The organism is Bacillus sp. ISL-77, assembly GCF_018613105.1.
Genome location: NZ_JAGGQY010000003.1, coordinates 13,391 through 33,942 on the forward strand (window position 1 = coordinate 13,391; position 20,552 = coordinate 33,942).

Below are 20,552 nucleotides of genomic sequence, written 5' to 3' on the forward strand. Positions count from 1 at the left end.
CGCATACAACCACACTGACATGCACTGCCAGGCGCACAAGAAATCCCCTCCACATTGCGTGTAGGGGATTAATATTTTTAAAAAAATTATTTAACTTTAACCGTGGTAGCCTTACTAATATTTCTTGCCTTGTCTGTCGCTGTCACACTAATAATTGCTTTCTTCTTTTGAGCTTTAATTTTCACTTTAAAATTCCCTTTGGAGTCTGCTTTGGCTGTGCCGATGACTTTACTTCCGACTTTGATCGTTATAGTAGAGTAGGCTTCGGCAGTTCCAGTAACTTCTTTTGTTGTGCTTTTAACTGTAGTTTTGATTTTCGGTGCCAATGGAGCGGTTTTGTCAATCACAAATACACTCTTAGCTATACTGATATTTCCAGCTGCATCTTTCGCAGTCACAATTAATTTTGTTCCTGCTTTCTGAACTGGAATCGTTACCTTATAGTTACCTTTTGCATCTGCTTTTGCCGTGTACTTTTTCGTTCTGATTGTAATAGTGACAGCGGCCCCAATTTCTGTTTTACCAGTTACCACTTTCGTTAGGTCTGAAACAGTGGAAACAGTTGGAATAACTGGTGCTGTTTTATCAAGAACTGTGATACTTTTTGCGACACTCACATTACCCGCTGCATCCTTGGCAGTTATGATTAACTTTGTACCTGCTTTTTGCACTGGAATGATAACTTTGTAGTTCCCTTTGGAATCAGCTTTAGCTGTATAACTTTTTGTCCCAATTATTATTATAACAGTTGCTCCAGCTTCAGTTGTTCCTGTTACTCCAGTTGATTTGTCTGAAACGGTATTTACAGTAAGAACTGCTGGAGCGGTTTTGTCTATGACTTTAATGGTGGATGCATTACTTATATTTCCAGCATTGTCTGTTGCAATAATAACTAATTCAGTACCTGCCTTTTGTGCTGGAATTGTCACTTTATATTGACCATCTTCTCCAGCTCTGCCTGTACCGATTACTGAACCCTTTACCTTCACTTCTACTTTGGTCCCAGCTTCCGCTAGACCTGTTACAGTTGTATCTTTATCACTTACTTGCTTTACTACTGGTTTCGTAGGGGCTATTGCATCTTTCACGACTACGACAGTCTTATCACTTACATTTCCTGCAATGTCAGTTGCTGTGATGACCAATTCCGTTCCTGCTACTTGAACCGGAATGACCACTGTAAATTTTCCATCTGTACCGGCTTTCGCTGATCCAATGGTGGATCCATTTACTTTTACTTCTACTATTGACCCTGCTTCCGCTTCGCCTGTTACAGAAGTATCTTTATCTGTTACTTCGTATACAATGGCACGTTCAGGTGCGGATTTGTATTGCTTAAATAAAACAGTCCCTGGATAGTAAAAGGATAGTATGTCCTTGTATAAAATTCCTGCTGAGGCCCGATAATACGCACCATATTGGCTTAAGCCAACGCCATGGCCATTCCCTAATCCTGAAAACAAATAAGCATCCGTGGTTTCGTTGAGAGTAAACAAATTACTTTTCAGGTTTTTTGAACTGATGACCGCACGAATATTGTCTGCAAGCATGATACCGGTACTAGTGGTTTGAAGTTCAAGCTCCCCATTGGGATTGAATTCGTCCTTTACAAAAAATTCGACCGATAGTTCCCCTACTGAAAATCGACCACTTTCGGTAGGAGCAGAAAAAGTAACCTTAGGTATTGAAACAATTTTGATTTGTTTATTACTGAGTCCTGGGAGATGATTCATCATCCATTTTTTTATATTGCTAGTGAAATCAGCATCTATTTCATTTGTTGAATTCCACCAGCTATCTGGATTCTTTAGGTCCAATGAAGTGTAATCGATTTGCTGTTTATGTAATGCAACATTCCAGGTGATGGTCGTATCATACTCATCGGTTTGAACCTTAAAATATGGAAAGGTGTTGCTGGTCCAGTTATTAAACTTGTTTTCCGTTTTTCCACCGTTTGATGCTGAGAAGACAGCATCTATTGCATTGCCATTGTAGGTTAATATTTCACCAGCGGTCGCGTCAACGGCATCCGATGATTTAGGATATTCGCTTGTAACACCTCCATATACCTGATAGGAGGTGGTATCATTGATCGTTTTATTCAAACGATAATAGGCATAGGTTCGTGCCGCAACAGCTTGAGCCTTCAGAGCTTCCATCGGCCAACTTCCATACATTTCAACCGGAACCACACTTTTAACATAATTTTCGAGATTAATGGTGTTAATAGGTCTAACATATTGATTATTTTCTACCGTAAAACGAAAACTGCCTGCGTATTCACGGTCGTTAATGATCGCATGGTCAATGTGATCGACCGGCGTAATCGATATTTCCGCCTCGGAGGCTAATTTCGTATTTCCATCATATAAGCTAAGAGTGCCATTCTCTACCTTTACCGTATAGCTTTTATTAGGAATTAATCGATTTGAAGAATTTCCGTTTAAATAGTAGCTTCCCACTATTTTCAATGAAATACTTGAATGATTACCTAAATATTTGACTAACTTTACCTGAATCTGTGGCTCTTTAGCAATCGCTGCCGCCTCTTTATAACTAGGAACAATCCCAAGAAAGACAATGGTTGCAATCAAAAAGATAAATAATTTTTTCATATAAAAACCCTTTCTAATAGTTTCTTAGATTAATAATATATCTATTGCTAGCATATTTCCTCTATTTTCCAAAAAAATACTATAAAGGGGGTAAAATTAGTAACGGTAGTTATACATAAGACTAATAAAATAGTAGTGTCATAAATAAAGCACACGTAAATATCCTAAATCGCAATAGGATTTTACGTGTGCTTTTTAACTTTGAAATAGCTATTTTACTTTTAAGTTCGTCGCTCTACTTACATTCTTAGCTATATCAGTTGCGGTAATGCTTAAAAGGGTGTTTTTCCTTTGTGCTTTGATTTTAACTTTATAGTTACCATTTTTATCGGCAGCGGCTTTCCCAATTTCCTTGCTTCCTACTTTAATCTTAATCGTTGCATTGGCCTCAGCCTTACCAGTTACGGTTGTTGTGGTGCTTTTTACAGTGTTTACCTTTGGCGCAGATGGGGGAGTTTTATCGAGCACGATTACACTCTTTGCTGTACTCACATTTCCAGCGGCATCGGTAACCGTTATGGTCACTTTTGTCCCCGCTTTTTGCTGCGGAATGGAAATTTTATAGTTTCCTTTTACATCCGCCTTAGCGTAATACTTCTTTGTTCCAATCATTACTGTTACTGTTGCAGCGGCTTCTGCTTTTCCGTTAACTTCTTTCGCCTTATCTGTTACTGTATTAACAATTGGGGCTAATGGTGCTGTCTTATCAATAACGATTACGGTTTTCGCAGCACTGATATTACCTGCTGCATCTGCAGCTGTTATGGTTAATTTTGTTCCCGCTTTTTGCTGAGGAATGGAAATTTTATAATTTCCTTTTATATCGGCCTTAGCCTGATACTTCTTTGTTCCAATCATTACTATTACAGTTGCAGAGGCTTCTGCTTTTCCGTTAACTTCTTTCGCCTTATCTGTTACTGAATTAACTAATGGGGCTAATGGTGCTGTCTTATCAACAACGATTACGGTTTTCGCAGTACTGATATTTCCTGCTGCATCTTTAGCCGTGACCAGCAATATTGACCCTGCTTTTTGCACCCGGATAGAAATCGAGAACTTACCATTAGTTCCAGCCGTACCTGAGCCAACCATAGTACCATTCACTTTAATCTCAACCTTAGACCCTGACTCAGCCTGACCAGAAACAGAAGTATCTTTATCCGTTACTTCATTTACTCCTGGTTTAGCAGGAAATGTAACATCTTTAACGACAACAGTAGTAGTTTCGCTCACATTCCCTGCCTTATCTGCAGCGGTAATGGCTATTTGTGTGCCCGCTTTTTGCAACGGAATCGTAATTGAGAACCTTCCTTCGGTTCCAGCCGTCCCCAAGCCAATTACAGAACCATTCACTTTAAATTCAACCTTAGATCCCGACTCTACCTGACCAGAAATAGAAGTATCTTTATCCGTTACTTCATTTACAATAGGTTTAGCAGGAGAAGTTACATCTTTTACGACAACAGTAGTTGTTTCGCTCACATTACCTGCATTATCTGCAGCGGTAATGACTATTTGTGTGCCCGCTTTTTGTACCGGGATCGTAATCGAGAACTTGCCATCAGTTCCGGCTGTACCTGAACCAACTACAGAACTATTTACTTTGATTTCTACTTTAGATCCTGCTTCCGCTTTTCCCGTAACAGATACATCTTTTTCCGTTACTTCATTTACAACAGGTTTAGTAGGAGAGGTAACATCTTTAACGACAACAGTAGTTGTTTCGCTCACATTCCCTGCCTTGTCTGTAGCGGTAATGACTATTTGTGTGCCCGCTTTTTGAACAGGGATCGTAATCGAGAACTTGCCTTCGGTTCCGGCTGTACCTGAACCAACTACAGAACTATTTACTTTGATTTCTACTTTAGACCCTGCTTCCGCTTTTCCCGTAACAGAAGCATCTTTTTCCGTGACTTCATATACTACTGGTTTAGCAGGAGAAGTTACATCTTTTACGACAATTGTAGTTGATTCACCCACATTACCCGCCTTGTCAGTGGCGGTAAAGGTTAACTCTGTTCCAGCAGTTTGACCAGGAATTATTATTGTGAAATTGCCGACTGAATCAACAGCTGTTGAGCCAAGAACTTCACCGTTAACTTTTACTTCAACATTGGCCCCAGATTCAGCTAGTCCAGAAACAGAAGTATCTTTATCAGTTACTTCATTAACAGTCGGTTTAATAGGAGGTGTTGCATCTTTAACAGAAGTCATTATCGAACTGGTATTCCCAGAACTATCCGTTGATAAAATGTACAACTCTGTCCCAGCTAATTGACCAGGAATATTAATAGTAAAGTTGCCGTTTTGGTCTGCTGTGCTAGATCCAATGACCGTTCCACTAGATCTAACTTCAACTTGTGAACCTGCTTCCGCTTGACCCTTAACAATGCTTGATTGGTCTGTTACCTCTTCAGCGAGAACAGGGGTTTGTGGTGATGTTCTATCTAATACAACAATTTTTGCAGGTTCTGATACATTACCAGAATCGTCCGATGCGGTAATGGTTAACTCTGTTCCAGCCTTTTGATAAGGGACGTATACAAAAAAGTAACCACCTGAATAAGTAATGCCTGATCCAATTATATTTCCACCAGCAAGGACGTTTACTGTTGAACCTGATTCAGCCCATCCACTAACATAGTTAGAGCTGTTATCAAACTGACTTACATCTGGTTTAGCGGGAGGTGTTACATCACGAACATAAAGAGAAGTTGCCTGACTAGTATTTCCACTTGAATCCGTAGCTATAATATAAATGGTTGATTTTGCATTTTGTTTTCCGATATAGATTTGATAAAAACCATAATAACTATCTGCATATCCGCTTCCAATAACAGAGCCATTTAATCTTGCTTGAACCAATGAACCTGGTTCAGTATAACCGTAAATCCATGAGTCATCCTCTGTTATCCCATATGCCGTAGGCGAATCTGGAGGCGTGATATCCCGTTCTTTTACTAAAAAATTTCCGTTTGAAAGGTCTTGTCCCCACGAGTAGACCAAATTACTCCAAATGTACGATGAGTTTCCATAAATATCATTTACCCAAACAAAATGAGTAGTCCAATTTCCAATGACATTGGATGTAGCGTAGCTCGGAACTTCTCCCTCGTAAACGTCGCCATAGGAGTGGCTTAATATGGCTGTATATGTCATTCCACTAGGTTGATGGAAGACAACTTTTACATCAGAGACTCCTGAAGCGTCTTCTACCTCTGCTGTTAGCTTAACGGAGTCACCACTTGGGATTTCTTTTTTGTCTACTGAGATATTTTTTACTACTGGTGCATCAGCCTCGGGTTTTACAATAAAGTCTCCGCCACTTAAGTCTCTTGTACTGTAATAGCTATAATCCTCTAGAGTGGTCTCATTACCTTTAGAATCTCTAAGGGTAATTGACACACAATCGTATTTGCCGATCCCATACATTCCACCTGTTAAATAATACGGAAGGATTAATTGGAATTGATTATCTCCAACACTCATTGTTTCCATATTAATATAGTAATTATCAGGAGACCTATATGTAGCCCTAACACTTTGAATATCACTAAGTTCATCATGTACATCAAAAGTAACCGTTGCAGAACCCCCAACTAATATATTAGAGTTATCAATAGATATGTTGTCAAGAATTGGTCCAGTTGTATCTGATGAATAAACAGTATAATTTCCATCATCCAGTTCATAGCTTCCGCCTTCGGCTATATCTTCATAAAATCTAAACCCGCCGCTGTTATAAAATACAATAATATCAGATACATTCCAATTTCCAGCGTCATTGTAAAAGGTTGGCATATCCCCTTCAAAGGAACCTGTGGAATTTCTATAAAGCTGAACGCCAGTATAACCTTCAGATGGCAGCTTATAGCCAACCTGGATGTAACTGACTCCTGTGCTATCTTCAAGATTGACTTTTATAGTTTGATAATCAGGTATTAAGATATTTTTTTCCTCAACTGAGATGGACAAAATCCCATTAATAGTACTTGCTTTAGCGGGAATACTTCCTAAACTAATAGATAATAGATAAAACATTACAATAAATATCAAAATACTTTTTCTTTTCATCCTTATCCCCCGGTATAATTTCATTTATAAAAGGCTACTACTATTATTTCTCTACCAAAATATCACCTTCCTATTTATGCTAATTCATTAATTCCTATATTATTATAGACTTTTAAATAACAGGAGAAAATACCTAAAAAAGTAAAATGCAAAGTAAAATATTACAGTAACATTTCACTATCTTCACGAGTCAGATTATTTAATACTTTAGATACTCACTCCACACCTGGTTACCGTACTGTTCTACAAATATATAAATTCTAAATATTTCCTTATAGGGATTCGAATGACTATTCTAATAAATTCCACATTCTTTATCTATCTATTTACCTATTTTTTTGCTATTCTATTGTTTAGATGTAAGAAATTTGCATATTATTGGGAGGATTTGTCGAATGAAATCAAATATTAAGAAAAGAAAATGGCCAAAAATTGTTGGAATTATCCTTTTAATCCTACTGGTTGCTAGTGGAGCATATGGCTTTTCTGTCTATAAATCTTTCAAAAGTGCTGTTGATACCATGCACCAGCCAATCGAGAGAAAACAATCTGAAAAACGCCAAAGCCCAGTAACATTCAACCAAAAAGATCCGTTTTCTGTACTGCTGCTAGGAGTTGACAAGCGGAAAGGTGACAGTGGCCGCTCTGACTCATTAATTGTGTTGACTGTTAACCCTAAAAATAATTCTGTAAAAATGCTCAGCATTCCACGTGATACCCGCACTGAAATAATCGGAAAAGGGAAAGAGGATAAAATTAACCATGCCTATGCTTTTGGCGGCGTTCCAATGGCTATGGATACTGTCGAAAACTTCCTTGATATCCCAATTGATTATTATATTCAGATTAATATGGAAGGGTTTAAGGACATTGTTGATGCAGTGGGTGGAATTTCGGTCAATAATGATCTCGACTTCACTTATGAAGGAGTTCATTTTACAACAGGTAATTTGAAGCTAAACGGAGAAAAGGCTCTAAGCTACTCTAGAATGAGATATGAAGATCCTAGAGGCGATTTTGGTCGTCAAACAAGACAACGACAAATAATCCAAGCTGTCATAAATGAAGGAGCAAGTGTTTCAACCTTAACTAACTTCTCTGATATCTTTACTGCATTAGGGAAAAATGTAAAAACCAATCTTACCTTTGACCAAATGGTAGATATTCAAAAGAATTATAAAGAGGCTGGAAAAAGCATTCAGCAAATGGAGATAAAAGAACAAGGAACAAAAATCAATAAAATTTATTATGGATTAGTTTCACTAGCTGAAAAGCAAAGGGTCCAGACCGAATTGAAGGCGCAATTAGAATTTAAGTAATCTATGAAAAAGCTGATTGGTTATTAACTCAATCAGCTTTTTTCGCATATCTCTTTATCCTATCATTTTCAACAGCATTCTCATATTGGGCATCTCCACAGGGACGGTTCGACGCTTCTCATGGTTTTTGATGTGGTTATTGCTCCGACCACCTGAACCGTCCCCACGGTCTTTTGATAATACGATTTTGCTCCCATTACCTCTTGAACTGCTTTTATGCCTACATCCTTTGCATACCGCTTTGCTTGAACAACAATCTTTTTTCCATTCTTCTTAAGCATAGATCTGCACCATAATCACCACTGGCACTTGTTACCTCTGCAGCATATCCTCTCGATAAATAAAGTTCCTTTAGATAATGCTCGAACTGAATGCCATCCATTGCATCAATATCCTCAATTCCAGAATTCCTTAACCGCTCTTTTTCCCTTTTAACTTTATATACAACTACACCAATGATCAATATCACGACTACTCCTACAATCATTAATGTTAAATAAAGTTTTTGGGTAAAATAGTAGGAAACTCCAGCAACTAATAAAAAGAATAAGTATAAACCATTATCTAAATCTTTCTGTTGTTTCTTTGTTCTCTTCTTACTCAATTAAATTCCCCCAATACTAGCAAATACATCAATCATCATCGTTTTCATTTCAGCTAACATTTTCACTCTACCATTTTCCACCAATCAGCACCCGCCATCTTCGACAAATTACGATTACATTCTTCCTAATTAAACGTTTGATTGAAAGTGCCACAAACCCTTTTGAAAAAAGAACTTTTGCCTCGATTCAAGAGATTTTCTTGTCGAAGAAATGCTCTGCTTTCTTCTCAAATACTACAAAGCTAGCCAATAAAAATGGCTTTCTACAATCATCGACGGGTTCTTCCAAGTTGGCATGTTAATCAAACGATTGTGTAAAAATGGCATAAATCCCGTTGTTTAAAGCTTTCGCTCTTGATTCAGGTAAAATAATTGTCGGTGATTGACTAGATTTTAATTGATTATTCCTCCAGATTAGCAATAATGATCTTTTTCGTCTAAATACTGCATTCTTTGGCAAATACCTTGTTTTTCTCCTTTTACACAAACGATTGGTTAAAACTTGCCTCAGCATCCGTCATTACTGGATTTATCACTTCAAACGCGTGAAAAGACTGTCGATTGCTGTCTCCAACCATGCATTTTTGAAAAAGGAACCCATGTGGGCAGCTGAATTAGGATTTCTCCCCATTCAAATACGTGGCCTTTTACTGAGTGTCCTCTATTAAACCTAGTTAACAGAATAAATATAAAAGGTTATCAAAATGAGGAACGAACACCCCTTCCGGGGTTAAAGATGCGAAATGATATGAAAATTAGCTGAAAATGCAAAAAACGGCTTCAAAAATCACTTTTGACCCCCAAAAATGACACGTTTCATTACAAAAACGGCTCCAAAAGTGAATTTTAGCCGTTCGATTTACACAGCTAAACCCGATATCGTTGAGGTGCTGGAATCGTTAACTTGACGATTGGAAGCATTAAAATGCGGTGGAAGGGTGTTATGAAATGGTTGGTTTAAAATCTGGCAGTATTGAAGGATTCAAGCAGTTTTCACAATTTAGTTCGCTACAGGAATTGAATACCCATATCGAGAAGTGGTTAGCGGTACACAAGCATGATTTTTCAAAAGGAGCACTGATTGGATTGAAAAGGCTGGTTCGTTTTTCTGCCAAAATACCTGGCGTCTGCAATGCTAAAATAGGGACCATATTAAAAGCAATTCATAAAGAATACAGCGATCATGGAATCTCACGCTCTACCTTTAAACGAATGATTCTAAAAGCAAAGGACTTGGGAATCCTAACAGATTATGAAACAGAAAGAAAAGATGGTTCCCAGTCTAGTAACTTGTATTCGTTTAATCGCTTTCCTTCAAATGAACTACCCAAAGAGGAAACCATGAACCACCCTAAAGAAACTAATAATCTTTTAAAAACTGAAAAAGATCAAAAGATTAAAGAACGTAAAGAAGAACCGTCAGTATTAGATCATACCTACGTGAGCGACCGAGTTCCACAGCCTTTTGTTCAGCTGGTAAAGTGCTTTTTTCCTGAAGCAAAGACAATCGAAGAGTATTGGAAAATGGTGAAAATCACCGCCTATCAACACCATTGGGAAAATGAACCCGAACTAACCCTAGATGTCGCCATCCAATCCTTTAAGCAGCTAATCCGGAAGCTGAAGTTCAACCGCAACATCAAAAACCCATTCGCCTATTTTTATGGAATCTTAAATAATAAGTTTTTGATACTTTATCACGAAGCACTCGAAAAGAAATTTGATGTGAATGATGAGAAAATTGTGTTTGGTCTGGGATTGATTCTGAATCATTAACCCTTTAGTGACAAATTATGCGGTTTTTGTGACAAGATAATGTTTTGTGGTATCACTTTATATTTACAGCCCTATGGACTAGTCCCATTTCTGACTGCGACAGACACTTTTATTCTGTCACTGGATTGTCACGAAAATAGGCGAATTATGGGGAATCCACGCACTATAGTCCGTGGTAATAAAGTCCCGATTATTATTTAATAAAGACGAGAGGCAATGCTTAACATATTTTCAAAATAATCTCGAATAAGAAAATAGGTTAAACAATATTACCTGCTAAGTGAGAAAGCTACCCGCAAGCTGCCAAAGTAGTTAGAGACTTTCCATACATTTAAAGAGCTCACAGCCTTCCTTTCCAACAGGCAGTATATAACAGTTATAGTAGTAGGTAAGCCTTTACACAAATCAATCAGATTTAAAGGGGAGGAAGACTATTATTATGCAAAAAAACTATTATGTTGAAAAGAAAATGATCTTAATGATGGGAGAATATAACCATTATGGCAAGCAGTGTGCACGAGTCATGGCAGGAAAATCATCTTTTCTAGTCGATCGAACACCGTTACAACTTTTAGACGACACATTAACATACATAGGATTTGATTTAAGGGGTGCAATGGCAAGCGCCAAACTGATTCTTGGCGAGCGAGCGAGGTGTCCAATCATCGTCAATCCTTACCTGGGTATTTGCCTGTTTCCAAACAAATCACCTTTTAACGTGGATTGTATTTGGTTCAATCCCGAACATATTGTGAGAACAAAAGCACTGAGAAATAAGACTGAGGTCGAATTAAGTAACGGTCTTTCCATTATTGTCGACTCAAAATTAACTTTCTTTAACAATAGGATTCATAAAGCCAATCAATTGATGCTGATATCTATGAAAAGAGGAAATCATCCAGGTCAGATCCTTTTTTGCCTCGAACCCAAAAAAAGACATCAAATAACCAAAGAGAAAACAGGGAAATACAATTTTAGTAACTTAGAAGATAGCCAAAAAATAAAAGAGTCAATCGGTTCGATCGATTGATAAAAAAGGAGTAACTCTTTGGATACTTATTCATATGTTCATTTTGGAATTGTATTAAGGAAATTAAGAAATACGCAGCAGCTTTCCCAAGAAGCGTTGGCTGACCGCTGCAGTCGACATCCATCCTATATCAGCCTACTGGAAAGAAATCTTAAAAACCCTAGCCTAGATACCATCGTTGCTCTTGCCACCGGTTTAGAAATGAAAGCTTCTGAAATGTTAATGGAAGTAGAACAACATACCGAGAACAAGTGGGTAAAGGATTATTCCGATAATATGGACTAATACTAATATTTAAATAAAAGCCAGGCATTTCAAAACCTGATTGGAAAATAAATACTTTTAGTACCCATTATATGTGTCTATTTTAGTGAGATTAGCTGTTAAACCGTACAAATTTAAATTATATTTCCAATTCTGTGTGTTTTGTAGGCTACAGCCCGTAGAGCAATATTGTGTCAAGTTATGTAATGGTCTTAAAAAGGAGAATTTCCTTGAAAAAAGAAAAGGCCCTTTACATAGGTGAAGCACTAAAACCGTTGCGGCTTGCTACAGGTATGTCTCAAGAAGAATTGGCTCATCACTGCAAATTAGATCGCTCGTATATTAGCGACCTTGAAAGAAACAAAAAAAGTCCATCCTTTGCAACCATCATTATGCTCGCAATGGGATTAGGTATGGAGACAAAAGACCTGGTTAGTGAAATGGACAAAATCATTGATTTCGCACGTTTCTTCGAAGAAGAGCCTGACAAATAAGAAAGGATATCTCTAATTTAGCTAACCTTAGGAAAGTAAGAGTTAAATCTGCTCTTACTTTTCCTATTTTTAGGCGTATATTAGTATATGGAATCATATTTTTCAAAAATCTGAAGCTATGAATCATATTACTTTCTAGAAAGGAGATTAATTGTATGAGGATAAAATTAGAATTATACGGTGATGAACTAGAAATTAGAAAAATGTACATAGACAATAGTTTCACGATTATTGTAGAGGTATTTACTGTGCCTGAAGGGTACAAAAGCTTCGCTAGAAACTCCTATCTTCACCACGGTGATTTATTAGGATCTGGATTTCATGAAAATAAAGAAGAGAGTATTAATTTAGCCATTAATGATTTACATGAATGGATGGAAGAGTTCCCGGGATAATAATAGTTTAAAGAAATATTCATGCATGGGTTAGGAGACAAAAGGATATCTACAGGGACGGTTCTCATTGTTTTTAATGAGGTTAGTACCGACCACAAGAATTGTTTACTGGTCACGCTTTAGATATAAGTGTTCGTGAAACCCCTAAGATTCTTGATATTTGGCGTTGCGACAGGCCTTGGATTCCTTTTGTTTTTTTGAGAATTTCATTTCTTTTGAGTCTTGGTAAACTCTTAACTTGGGCGATTTCAATTCCGTTAAGCAGCATTTTAATCAATTCCCTTGCTTCCTCATCTGTTAATCTTTTTTCATTCATTTGGTCATCTAGGCATTGGTCCTGATTGACCCTTTCATTAAATTCTTTAAATCTCTCTCTGGCCAGAATGTTATCCTCAGAAAACATTCCCAAAATGAATTCAGAGTCCCGCAGTTTCCTTACCTCATCGTGAGTACCGTAATATTGACGGCAACTGCTCCAGTTCCAAATCATATACCCTTTTGACGATTCTTGCCTTAAGTGGATTTTGGTGGATGTATCTTACCACGGTTAATAAATACTGATCATTTTCTACATTCTCACTCTTGAACCTGTCCTGAAAAAGATGTCCTGATGTTCCGTACTTCCAGTTATAGTACATGACAAAACTAACACCTATTCTCTTCATTGTAGTCGATATATCTTCATTGCCCTCTCTTAATAGCAGGTGTATATGATTACTCATCAAACACCAACCGTAAATCTTCACCTTAGTTTTCAACTTATATTTATGTAATAAATCAAGAAAGTTCAAGCAATCCGCATCATCGTGGAAGATTTCCTGTCTATTGGCACCTCTCAGCATAATATGGTAGATTCCGCTCCCGCTTTTCACCCTAGCTCTTCGAGGCATCTTAATCACTACAGGAAAACATCGGCCTATACTTTTGCTTTATTCTTCTAAAAGAGCAAGCAAACACCAATATTAGATTTTCTTTTTCTCTGCTCACTGATAGTTCCATTCACTCTTCTCCCCTGCCTTTGTTTCACGAGGCGCCATTTCTTTTGGCTTATCTATTTTCCTTAATTGTATAGCCTCCCTAAGAGCCTCATCCGATATTGATTTTTCCCCATTTAAGTCAGCAATCGTTCTTGCTAAGCGGATGATCTTTATTTGCACACGGTTACTAAGTCCTTGCTTGATTGACATACATTGTAGGAATTGCTGCTGTCTGCTTGTTAAAGGAGATTCACCAATCAGCTTTTCAAATGGGACACTTCCATTACAAATCTCTTTACCGTACCGTTTATATTGTGTTTCTCTAGCAGCGATAACCCGCTTTTGTGCTTCATCTGATGATTCAATTCCTTTGAAATCGTGATCCTTCAGATTAACTGGCTTTAAAGATAGCAGAATATCAATTCTATCTAAGATAGGGCCTGAGACGCGATTTTGATACGATTTAATTTTATTTTCAGAACAGGTGCAATATTGCTGACTGGAACCAAAATAACCGCAAGGACAGGGGTTCATGGCAGCGATAAAAATAAACTTTGCGGGATACGTCACAGTAGAATGGACACGGCTGATCGTTACCTTCTCATTTTCTAATGGCTGTCTTAGCATATCTAATGTTTTCTTTGAAAATTCCCCTAATTCATCTAGGAAAAGAACACCCCGATGGGCTAACGACACTTCACCAGGTTTCGGATTGGTACCACCACCGATAATCGAAACAGATGAGGCAGAATGATGTGGATGACGATATGAAGGTAAGGAAAGGGAATGATAGGGAGCACCGGCTAGTTGGTAGAGACTTATTTTCTCCAACTGAGCTTCTTTGGATAAGGAAGGGAGGATCGAGGGGAAGGTTTCAGCTAGTAAACTCTTACCACATCCGGGTGGACCATCCATCAAAACATAGTGTTCACCACTTGCAGCAATTTCTAGTGCTCTTTTTGCAAATTCATGTCCTATAATTTGGTTAAAATCCCTTTCTACCACCATGTGATCTTCCAGCAGGTCAATTGGTTGAAGAAGAGGAAGCATTGGCCTGCCCGCTAAATGGTCCATGACATCTTGAATCGTCTCTATGTAAACTAGCTCTAAATCAGTCAATTCAATTTTAGGAATGGTAGGGTCAAAGGGGAGAAATAGCTTATTTAACTTCAGTTTTTTCGCTGCTAGGATAGCTGCAATCATTCCTTCCACCGGAAGTATTGTTCCGTCTAATGATATAGCTCCAATAAAACCAGTATCGTTAGGAATTTTCTCCTTTACAAACTTCCCACTTATTAATACTCCAATAGCAATCGCTAGATCAAATAATGGACCATTTTTCTTTTGTTCGGCAGGCGATAGATTAATGGTTACTTTCATATCTACTAAAGAATTCCCCATACTATGCAGGGCAGCTGCAACCCGTTCCTTTGATTCCTTTACCGACGCATCAGGGAGCCCGACAATCACAATGGATTCAATTCCCTCTTTCACCTGATCCTCCCCTTGGACACGATACCCATCCAAGCCCTTTAGTCCAATGCTTGTAACTTTTACTGACATGTTTAAATTCCCTCCTCGAATATATAGTGGATATTTTCTATTCCTCAAAATGGAGATTATGAATAGTTACTAGTACACAATGGTGAAGTATTCAAGAGTAGTTGGATCATGGGGTCAAGTGGTGAAAAATTTGAATAAAGGATTGGATAGGGTAGTAAGGTTGAAATGGGATTAAACAGATAGATGATATGTTTCCATTGGTGGATAAACACACGAGGGGATCTTTAGCGAAAAGAAAGGAGTAAACTGTTTCTATCAAACCAATCATACACTAATTTTCAAAATACTTCATTCATTTTTTGCTTATACTCTGCTTAAAAAATCTGGATAAAAGCCGATAGAACCGTCCCCATGGTCTTACGTTGTGTTGTGCTAATAGAATAGCATTCGATAACCCTACATATCCTGTTCCAGCAATTGTTATTTTCAATTGTGTTCATCTCCATATTATTTTTTGACAGCATAGAAAAAAGATACCCTGCCATAAAAGACAAGGATCCGGACTCTTGCTCTCCTCTTAGTTGAAATAGAAAATAGGCTCTGTTCTCAGACGGATGCAGACAGAACCAGGAACCTTACGATAAATAATACTTCAATACATTGATGCAGGTTAATCTTATTTTCCTGACCACCTGTTTTTCTTACAGAAGTGGCTTAGTCTTCCACTGCTTCTCTTTTATTCGTGCTACATCGCCTAAGATTTCATTTCTGAATGATTCCATTAACCCAGCAATTTGTTCAGATCCATTTTTCCCTTTTAAGGTAATTGATTAATGTGACTCCTGGTAAAAACAATACTTTTCAAAGATAGCCAATAGACTTTCATATATGGTCATGCCTTTTGATTTATAATAAGCAGCTACTTCCGCTGCAAAAATGGCAGACTTAACTGCATCTTTATCACAGACAAAATCCCCAATTAAATAACCCTAGCTTTCTTCATAGCCAAATAATAAGGTATGCTGGCCCGTTTGTTCAAATTCTTTAATCTTTTCGCCGATGAATTTGAAAACAGTGAGTGTATCTATTGCTTGAATCCCATAATGTTCAGCAATAGTTTTACGGCCAATTTCGGAGGTGACAATCGTTTTAATTACCACACCATTCACAGGGAATGCTTTTAGCTTGTTTTTGAGATAGTAGATACTCAAGCATTAAGGCACCCATCTGGTTACCAGTTAGAACGGCATATACAACAGAACTGTTTTTCACCGCTAAACCTAATCGATTACATCTAGATCTGTAGCCATAAGAATATTTGCGCCAATCTCCTCACCATATTGAATGGCCAATTCAGACTACTTTGTTTAAAAAAGAACCTTCTTTTCCATTTTAATATAAGTAAAAAATGTGGTTGTTATATAAACAATCTGATACTTATTTTCAATAGTTCAAACAAAAACTTAGTTAAAATTTTGAAAATTATTTACCGACCCATCAGAACGAGTTTCAATAATCATTACTTTGTTATTTTTAATATTCAGTGTTGGTAATGCCCCTAACCTCATCCCCTCAGAAGATATTTGCACAAAATTACCTTTTGGGTCCTCTAAAAATTGTAAAGCGTAAGTTTGATGACTTTTTATATTTTTGAATCTATCCGCTGCTACACCTTGAATATTACAATTTTTTGACCCATATAAAACAAATCCCGTACCATCAGGTCGTATTTTATTCGCATGCCATCCATTTGCCTCAGCCATTAAACCTGAACCAATAATATCATTTGCTGCGAAAACAAACCCATATTTACTGTTATCTTGTGCCTCTGATCCTGTAATTGTAATCCGATTAGCATTAATAAAATACCCATTTCCTCTTTCAGGATTTATTCTTCCGGAAAACCAAGATTTACAGTTTACAAATCGGCTATTAGCTGATAAATTACCAATATAAATCCCATCAAGTCCACTGGCTCCTGTTGAACAATCTGTAAACCAGTTGTCAAAAGCATTAGAATAAATACCTACCCCATCAGTTCTCATTGTTTGAACATTTTTAATTCGGCTTTCTCCTCGCCCCTCAATATATAACCCATCTCCCTTAGTTTCTGATATGTAGACATTTTCAATTAAATGACGAGCATCATGTTCTCCTACCTTACTTGATTCTCTCATTTTTACTGAATCAGATGTGTTAATGAATTCAATTCCTCTTGCTTCTGTAGAAGTTTGATTCTTACGATTCCCATCAATCATAAAATCTCGTAAATGTACCATTTGAGTAACTTTTGATTTTAATACAATTAAAGCTTTATTGTTATTCTCTTTCATTCTTAACACAGTATCATTTCCAGTTCCAAGCAACTCGACATAAGATGGTATTTTTATTTGTGATAAAATATATTTCCCTTTAGGAATAAAAACAATTCCTTTAGATTTACCCGCTAAATTAATGGCATCTTGAAATGCCCTAGTACTATCAGTATCTCCATTAGGATCTGCTCCTAAATCAATTACATTGATCAGAGAATTTTGTAATAATCCATTTTTATTCTCATTTTCCAACAAATCATTCAATAAAAATCCAAAAATCAATAAAATTAGTAATACATTGCAAATAATTAATGCCAACACTTTATTCAAATGATACATCTCCTATAATCTGATATTCTAACTCTTTCCTACTAAGATAATATCCAGAAAAGTTATTATGAAGATGATTGTAACAAAATATTAATAATAAGAATAAGTTATATGTAATTATTTAAATAATCTTTTTTCAGGTTAGAAAAGTTATAACACACTAAGAAATTTAGGTAATTCATGATGAATTTTATACAATTTATCACAAGCTATCCGGTGAATAGTATAGACTCTTATCTACGCAGATGTTTCTTTGCATTTTCTTCCTCTTAGTCCAACAACCATCATGGTTTTCCACAACCGGAAAAGGGAATCTCCCTGCATACTCAAATAAATATCTTTAGGAATTTTCAATAAACTTGTAATCTGATATAATAACCTCTTTATTTTTGTGAGACGCCTCCCATATAGCTTTGGTCACAGTAATACATAATGGGAGACGTCTTTTTCAACACTCACTGCAATTTGAAGAGCCACTTCATTCTCATACTTCAATTTCCAGAAAAATTAATACCATTAACCATCTCATACAGCCAACTCGCGAATATTTCCTCCTTCACCAAAGTAGAACCTATCAGGTTTATATTTAATTGAAGGGAAGCCAATGGGAGTTGCTGGCTTCCCCTTTATATCGATCAATATTTCCGTAATATTTAGGACATATGATTCCATCAATTTCTTGCAAAAATAGAACGTCAGTAACAATAAACAACAAATAAATAACAAGAACCACTTAAACTAATTAAACTGGAAACTTTCTGGATGGTGCCTGTCCCCCATTGTTTAGTCAATTACCTTTTCTTTTCAGTAGAGCCTTTCCTGTATTTAAAAGATAATTGATTCCCCATTTTACTTCATTCCAGTATAGAGCCACTAACATGGTGATACAAATCACATATCCAATTACTGATCCTATATTGAAATCGATAAAAGTATTATATAAAGCATAGATAGCAGTCACAGCAGTCATTAGATAAAAAGCTTTTAATCTATAGTTCACATAGAAAAACTTATTTGATAATACTGTTCTAAGTGTAAAAAATACAATATAAGAAAGTCCAGTAGAAATAGCAGCACCTTGACTGCCAAATTTAGGAACAAGCAATGTATTTCCGATGATATTTGTAATGCAGGCTCCTACAGCAACTACAACCTGCAATTTGCTCTTTTTTAAGAAAACTAACCCACTAACTGTTGTCTCGGATATAGTGAGCATAATAGGGTTGAAAATTAAAAATGGCAATATATAGGCAGCGGCACGATATTTTTCACCGAGCAAAATTGCAAAGATATCTTTTCCCAAAATCAATGTTAAACCAATGAAAAACATAACAATTGTTATAATCTGGTTTCCTTTTTGATAAAAGCTTCTGTCATCTTTATCTTTTGTATAATGCTGAACAGACATAGGTGTCCATAACGTATTGAATGTTGTTTGGACAATTGCAAATATATTTACAAGTGTCATGGTTGAAGAGTAAATTCCAACCTCAGAATAAGTGCTATATATACTCAGGAAAATTCTATCTATAGCCTGAAACAATGTGGTTACTCCCATTGAAATAATAAATGGATAACCATATCTCAATAACTCTTTACCGGAAATATAGCATTCAGACGAATCAACATTTTTTAAATCCCATAGGCTACGCTGAGCAAACATGCTCCAAATCATACATACAAACCCAGAAGCCATAGTGGCAATAATAAGCATTAAGAGATAATCATGCCCAATAAAATACACTAATGGAAGAGCTACAACAATATATGTAAGTTTATTGAGAATATTTAATTTGGAATAAAGTTTACTCTTATATGCAAGTCTCACCAATAAAAGACTAAATCTATATATTAATTGAATAATTGTATAAATACATAGAAGAGATATTACCAAGGTGTCAAATTCAAACTGAATTACATTAAATGCCGATAAACAAATAAACACAATGCTTACCAGCAAACTAATAACAACTGGCAACTTAATGCATTTTAAAAGCAGCGCTCTTTTATATCCCTCGGAATCCTTTTCATAGTAATATCTTACTAATGCCTGATCTAAGCCTAAGCATAAAACCATTAGCATAATTCCTGAATACAATGTAAAAATTGAAAGCTGGCCATATTCTTCAGGATCTACAATCCTAGTAATAATAGGAGTTGTTAACAATCCCAAAAGCATATTGGCAAAGGTTCCACCGCCAATTACAGCAAAATGTTTCAAAAAGTTTTTTTCTTCCATAAATGCGCCTCGTATTATTTAGAAATATTTTTCAAATCGTAGACTATCGGCGGGGTTACATTTGCTTTAATTACTCTAGCAGTCATTCCGGCTGCGATAGAATTCGCAGGAATATCTTTAGTAACAACTGAATTTGCGCCAATCATGACATTATCTCCGATTCTTACATCACCAATCACTTTTGCACCAGCGCATAAAGTCACACCATTACCTATTACCGCCACAGCATTACGCGATTTCATAATATTATTACCAATTGTCACACCCTGCATAATCTCACACTGCTCGCCAATAACAGCATTTGCATGGATTACAATAATGCCCCCTCTGTGAGGCAAGCGGAACCCTTTTCCAATTTGAGTACGTGGCGCGATTTCATATCCATATTTAAAGGCAAAATAATTGTATAGTTTTTTAATAATTTTGCCAATAATTCCCTTTTTGGCATCATATTCATGAGCCAAACGAAACATCACAATAAACTTCCAGGGTCTACTTTCTTCAAATAAAAATTTTTTTATGATTTGCCCTGTACTCAATTCACATCCCAAATTACGAAAAATATCCGCTTGAATTGTTTCTTTGAGTTCTTGCTTCATATATTCTCACCTATATTG

At 36.6% G+C, this 20,552-nt stretch carries 16 protein-coding genes and 1 pseudogene; 6 read left to right on the forward strand and 11 right to left on the reverse strand.

Annotated features, from left to right (window positions below; translation table 11 throughout):
• Positions 1-86: 86 nt before the first annotated feature.
• On the reverse strand, positions 87-2,615 hold the full coding sequence (locus tag J7E77_RS01115; RefSeq protein WP_214711826.1) for an Ig-like domain-containing protein: 2,529 nt from the start codon (positions 2,613-2,615) through the stop codon (positions 87-89).
• Positions 2,616-2,825: 210 nt separating this feature from the next.
• On the reverse strand, positions 2,826-6,689 hold the full coding sequence (locus J7E77_RS01120) for an Ig-like domain-containing protein (protein WP_214711828.1): 3,864 nt from the start codon (positions 6,687-6,689) through the stop codon (positions 2,826-2,828).
• A 395-nt stretch (positions 6,690-7,084) separates the two neighbouring features.
• Here J7E77_RS01120 and tagU point away from each other — a divergent pair, with 395 nt between their 5' ends.
• Positions 7,085-8,008, forward strand: a complete 924-nt coding sequence (gene tagU / locus J7E77_RS01125; protein WP_251027958.1) for a polyisoprenyl-teichoic acid--peptidoglycan teichoic acid transferase TagU — start codon at positions 7,085-7,087, stop codon at positions 8,006-8,008.
• Between the two features lie 80 nt (positions 8,009-8,088).
• Here the strand turns inward: tagU and J7E77_RS31585 are convergent.
• Positions 8,089-8,495 (reverse strand): annotated as a pseudogene (locus J7E77_RS31585) (restriction endonuclease).
• Positions 8,496-8,910: 415 nt separating this feature from the next.
• A complete protein-coding gene (locus J7E77_RS01135; RefSeq protein WP_214711829.1) occupies positions 8,911-9,072 on the reverse strand; it encodes a hypothetical protein in 162 nt (53 codons plus the stop codon).
• 488 nt (positions 9,073-9,560) lie between these two features.
• Between J7E77_RS01135 and J7E77_RS01140 the strand changes: the two genes are divergently transcribed.
• From J7E77_RS01140 to J7E77_RS01160, 5 genes are all read left to right on the forward strand, one after another.
• Positions 9,561-10,388: a hypothetical protein gene (locus J7E77_RS01140; RefSeq protein WP_214711830.1), complete on the forward strand. Its 828-nt coding sequence runs from the start codon at positions 9,561-9,563 to the stop codon at positions 10,386-10,388.
• 439 nt (positions 10,389-10,827) lie between these two features.
• On the forward strand, positions 10,828-11,418 hold the full coding sequence (locus tag J7E77_RS01145; RefSeq protein WP_214711831.1) for a competence protein ComK: 591 nt from the start codon (positions 10,828-10,830) through the stop codon (positions 11,416-11,418).
• A gap of 18 nt (positions 11,419-11,436) precedes the next feature.
• Entirely contained in the window at positions 11,437-11,703 is a 267-nt protein-coding gene (locus tag J7E77_RS01150; protein ID WP_214711832.1) for a helix-turn-helix domain-containing protein, read from the forward strand.
• Between the two features lie 209 nt (positions 11,704-11,912).
• The gene (locus tag J7E77_RS01155; protein WP_214711833.1) at positions 11,913-12,176 is read left to right on the forward strand and encodes a helix-turn-helix domain-containing protein; all 264 of its coding nucleotides are present in this window, start codon (positions 11,913-11,915) and stop codon (positions 12,174-12,176) included.
• A 155-nt stretch (positions 12,177-12,331) separates the two neighbouring features.
• Positions 12,332-12,571, forward strand: coding sequence for a hypothetical protein (locus J7E77_RS01160; RefSeq protein ID WP_214711834.1), 240 nt, complete (start codon positions 12,332-12,334; stop codon positions 12,569-12,571).
• Between the two features lie 112 nt (positions 12,572-12,683).
• Here the strand turns inward: J7E77_RS01160 and J7E77_RS30325 are convergent, their stop codons facing one another.
• From J7E77_RS30325 to J7E77_RS01190, 7 genes are all read right to left on the reverse strand, one after another.
• Complete coding sequence (locus J7E77_RS30325) at positions 12,684-13,061, reverse strand: hypothetical protein (protein WP_251027962.1); 378 nt, start codon at positions 13,059-13,061, stop codon at positions 12,684-12,686.
• Positions 13,012-13,461, reverse strand: coding sequence for a transposase (locus J7E77_RS30330; RefSeq protein ID WP_308160333.1), 450 nt, complete (start codon positions 13,459-13,461; stop codon positions 13,012-13,014). The genes J7E77_RS30325 and J7E77_RS30330 overlap by 50 nt, the downstream gene beginning before the upstream one ends.
• A gap of 93 nt (positions 13,462-13,554) precedes the next feature.
• Positions 13,555-15,111: a YifB family Mg chelatase-like AAA ATPase gene (locus J7E77_RS01170; protein ID WP_214711836.1), complete on the reverse strand. Its 1,557-nt coding sequence runs from the start codon at positions 15,109-15,111 to the stop codon at positions 13,555-13,557.
• 929 nt (positions 15,112-16,040) lie between these two features.
• The gene (locus J7E77_RS31035; RefSeq protein WP_285290452.1) at positions 16,041-16,262 is read right to left on the reverse strand and encodes a hypothetical protein; all 222 of its coding nucleotides are present in this window, start codon (positions 16,260-16,262) and stop codon (positions 16,041-16,043) included.
• 252 nt (positions 16,263-16,514) lie between these two features.
• The gene (locus J7E77_RS01180) at positions 16,515-17,687 is read right to left on the reverse strand and encodes a glycosyl hydrolase family 28-related protein (RefSeq protein ID WP_308160338.1); all 1,173 of its coding nucleotides are present in this window, start codon (positions 17,685-17,687) and stop codon (positions 16,515-16,517) included.
• A 796-nt stretch (positions 17,688-18,483) separates the two neighbouring features.
• On the reverse strand, positions 18,484-19,935 hold the full coding sequence (locus J7E77_RS01185) for a lipopolysaccharide biosynthesis protein (protein ID WP_214711839.1): 1,452 nt from the start codon (positions 19,933-19,935) through the stop codon (positions 18,484-18,486).
• Between the two features lie 14 nt (positions 19,936-19,949).
• Positions 19,950-20,534: a serine acetyltransferase gene (locus J7E77_RS01190; RefSeq protein WP_214711840.1), complete on the reverse strand. Its 585-nt coding sequence runs from the start codon at positions 20,532-20,534 to the stop codon at positions 19,950-19,952.
• Positions 20,535-20,552 lie beyond the last annotated feature (18 nt).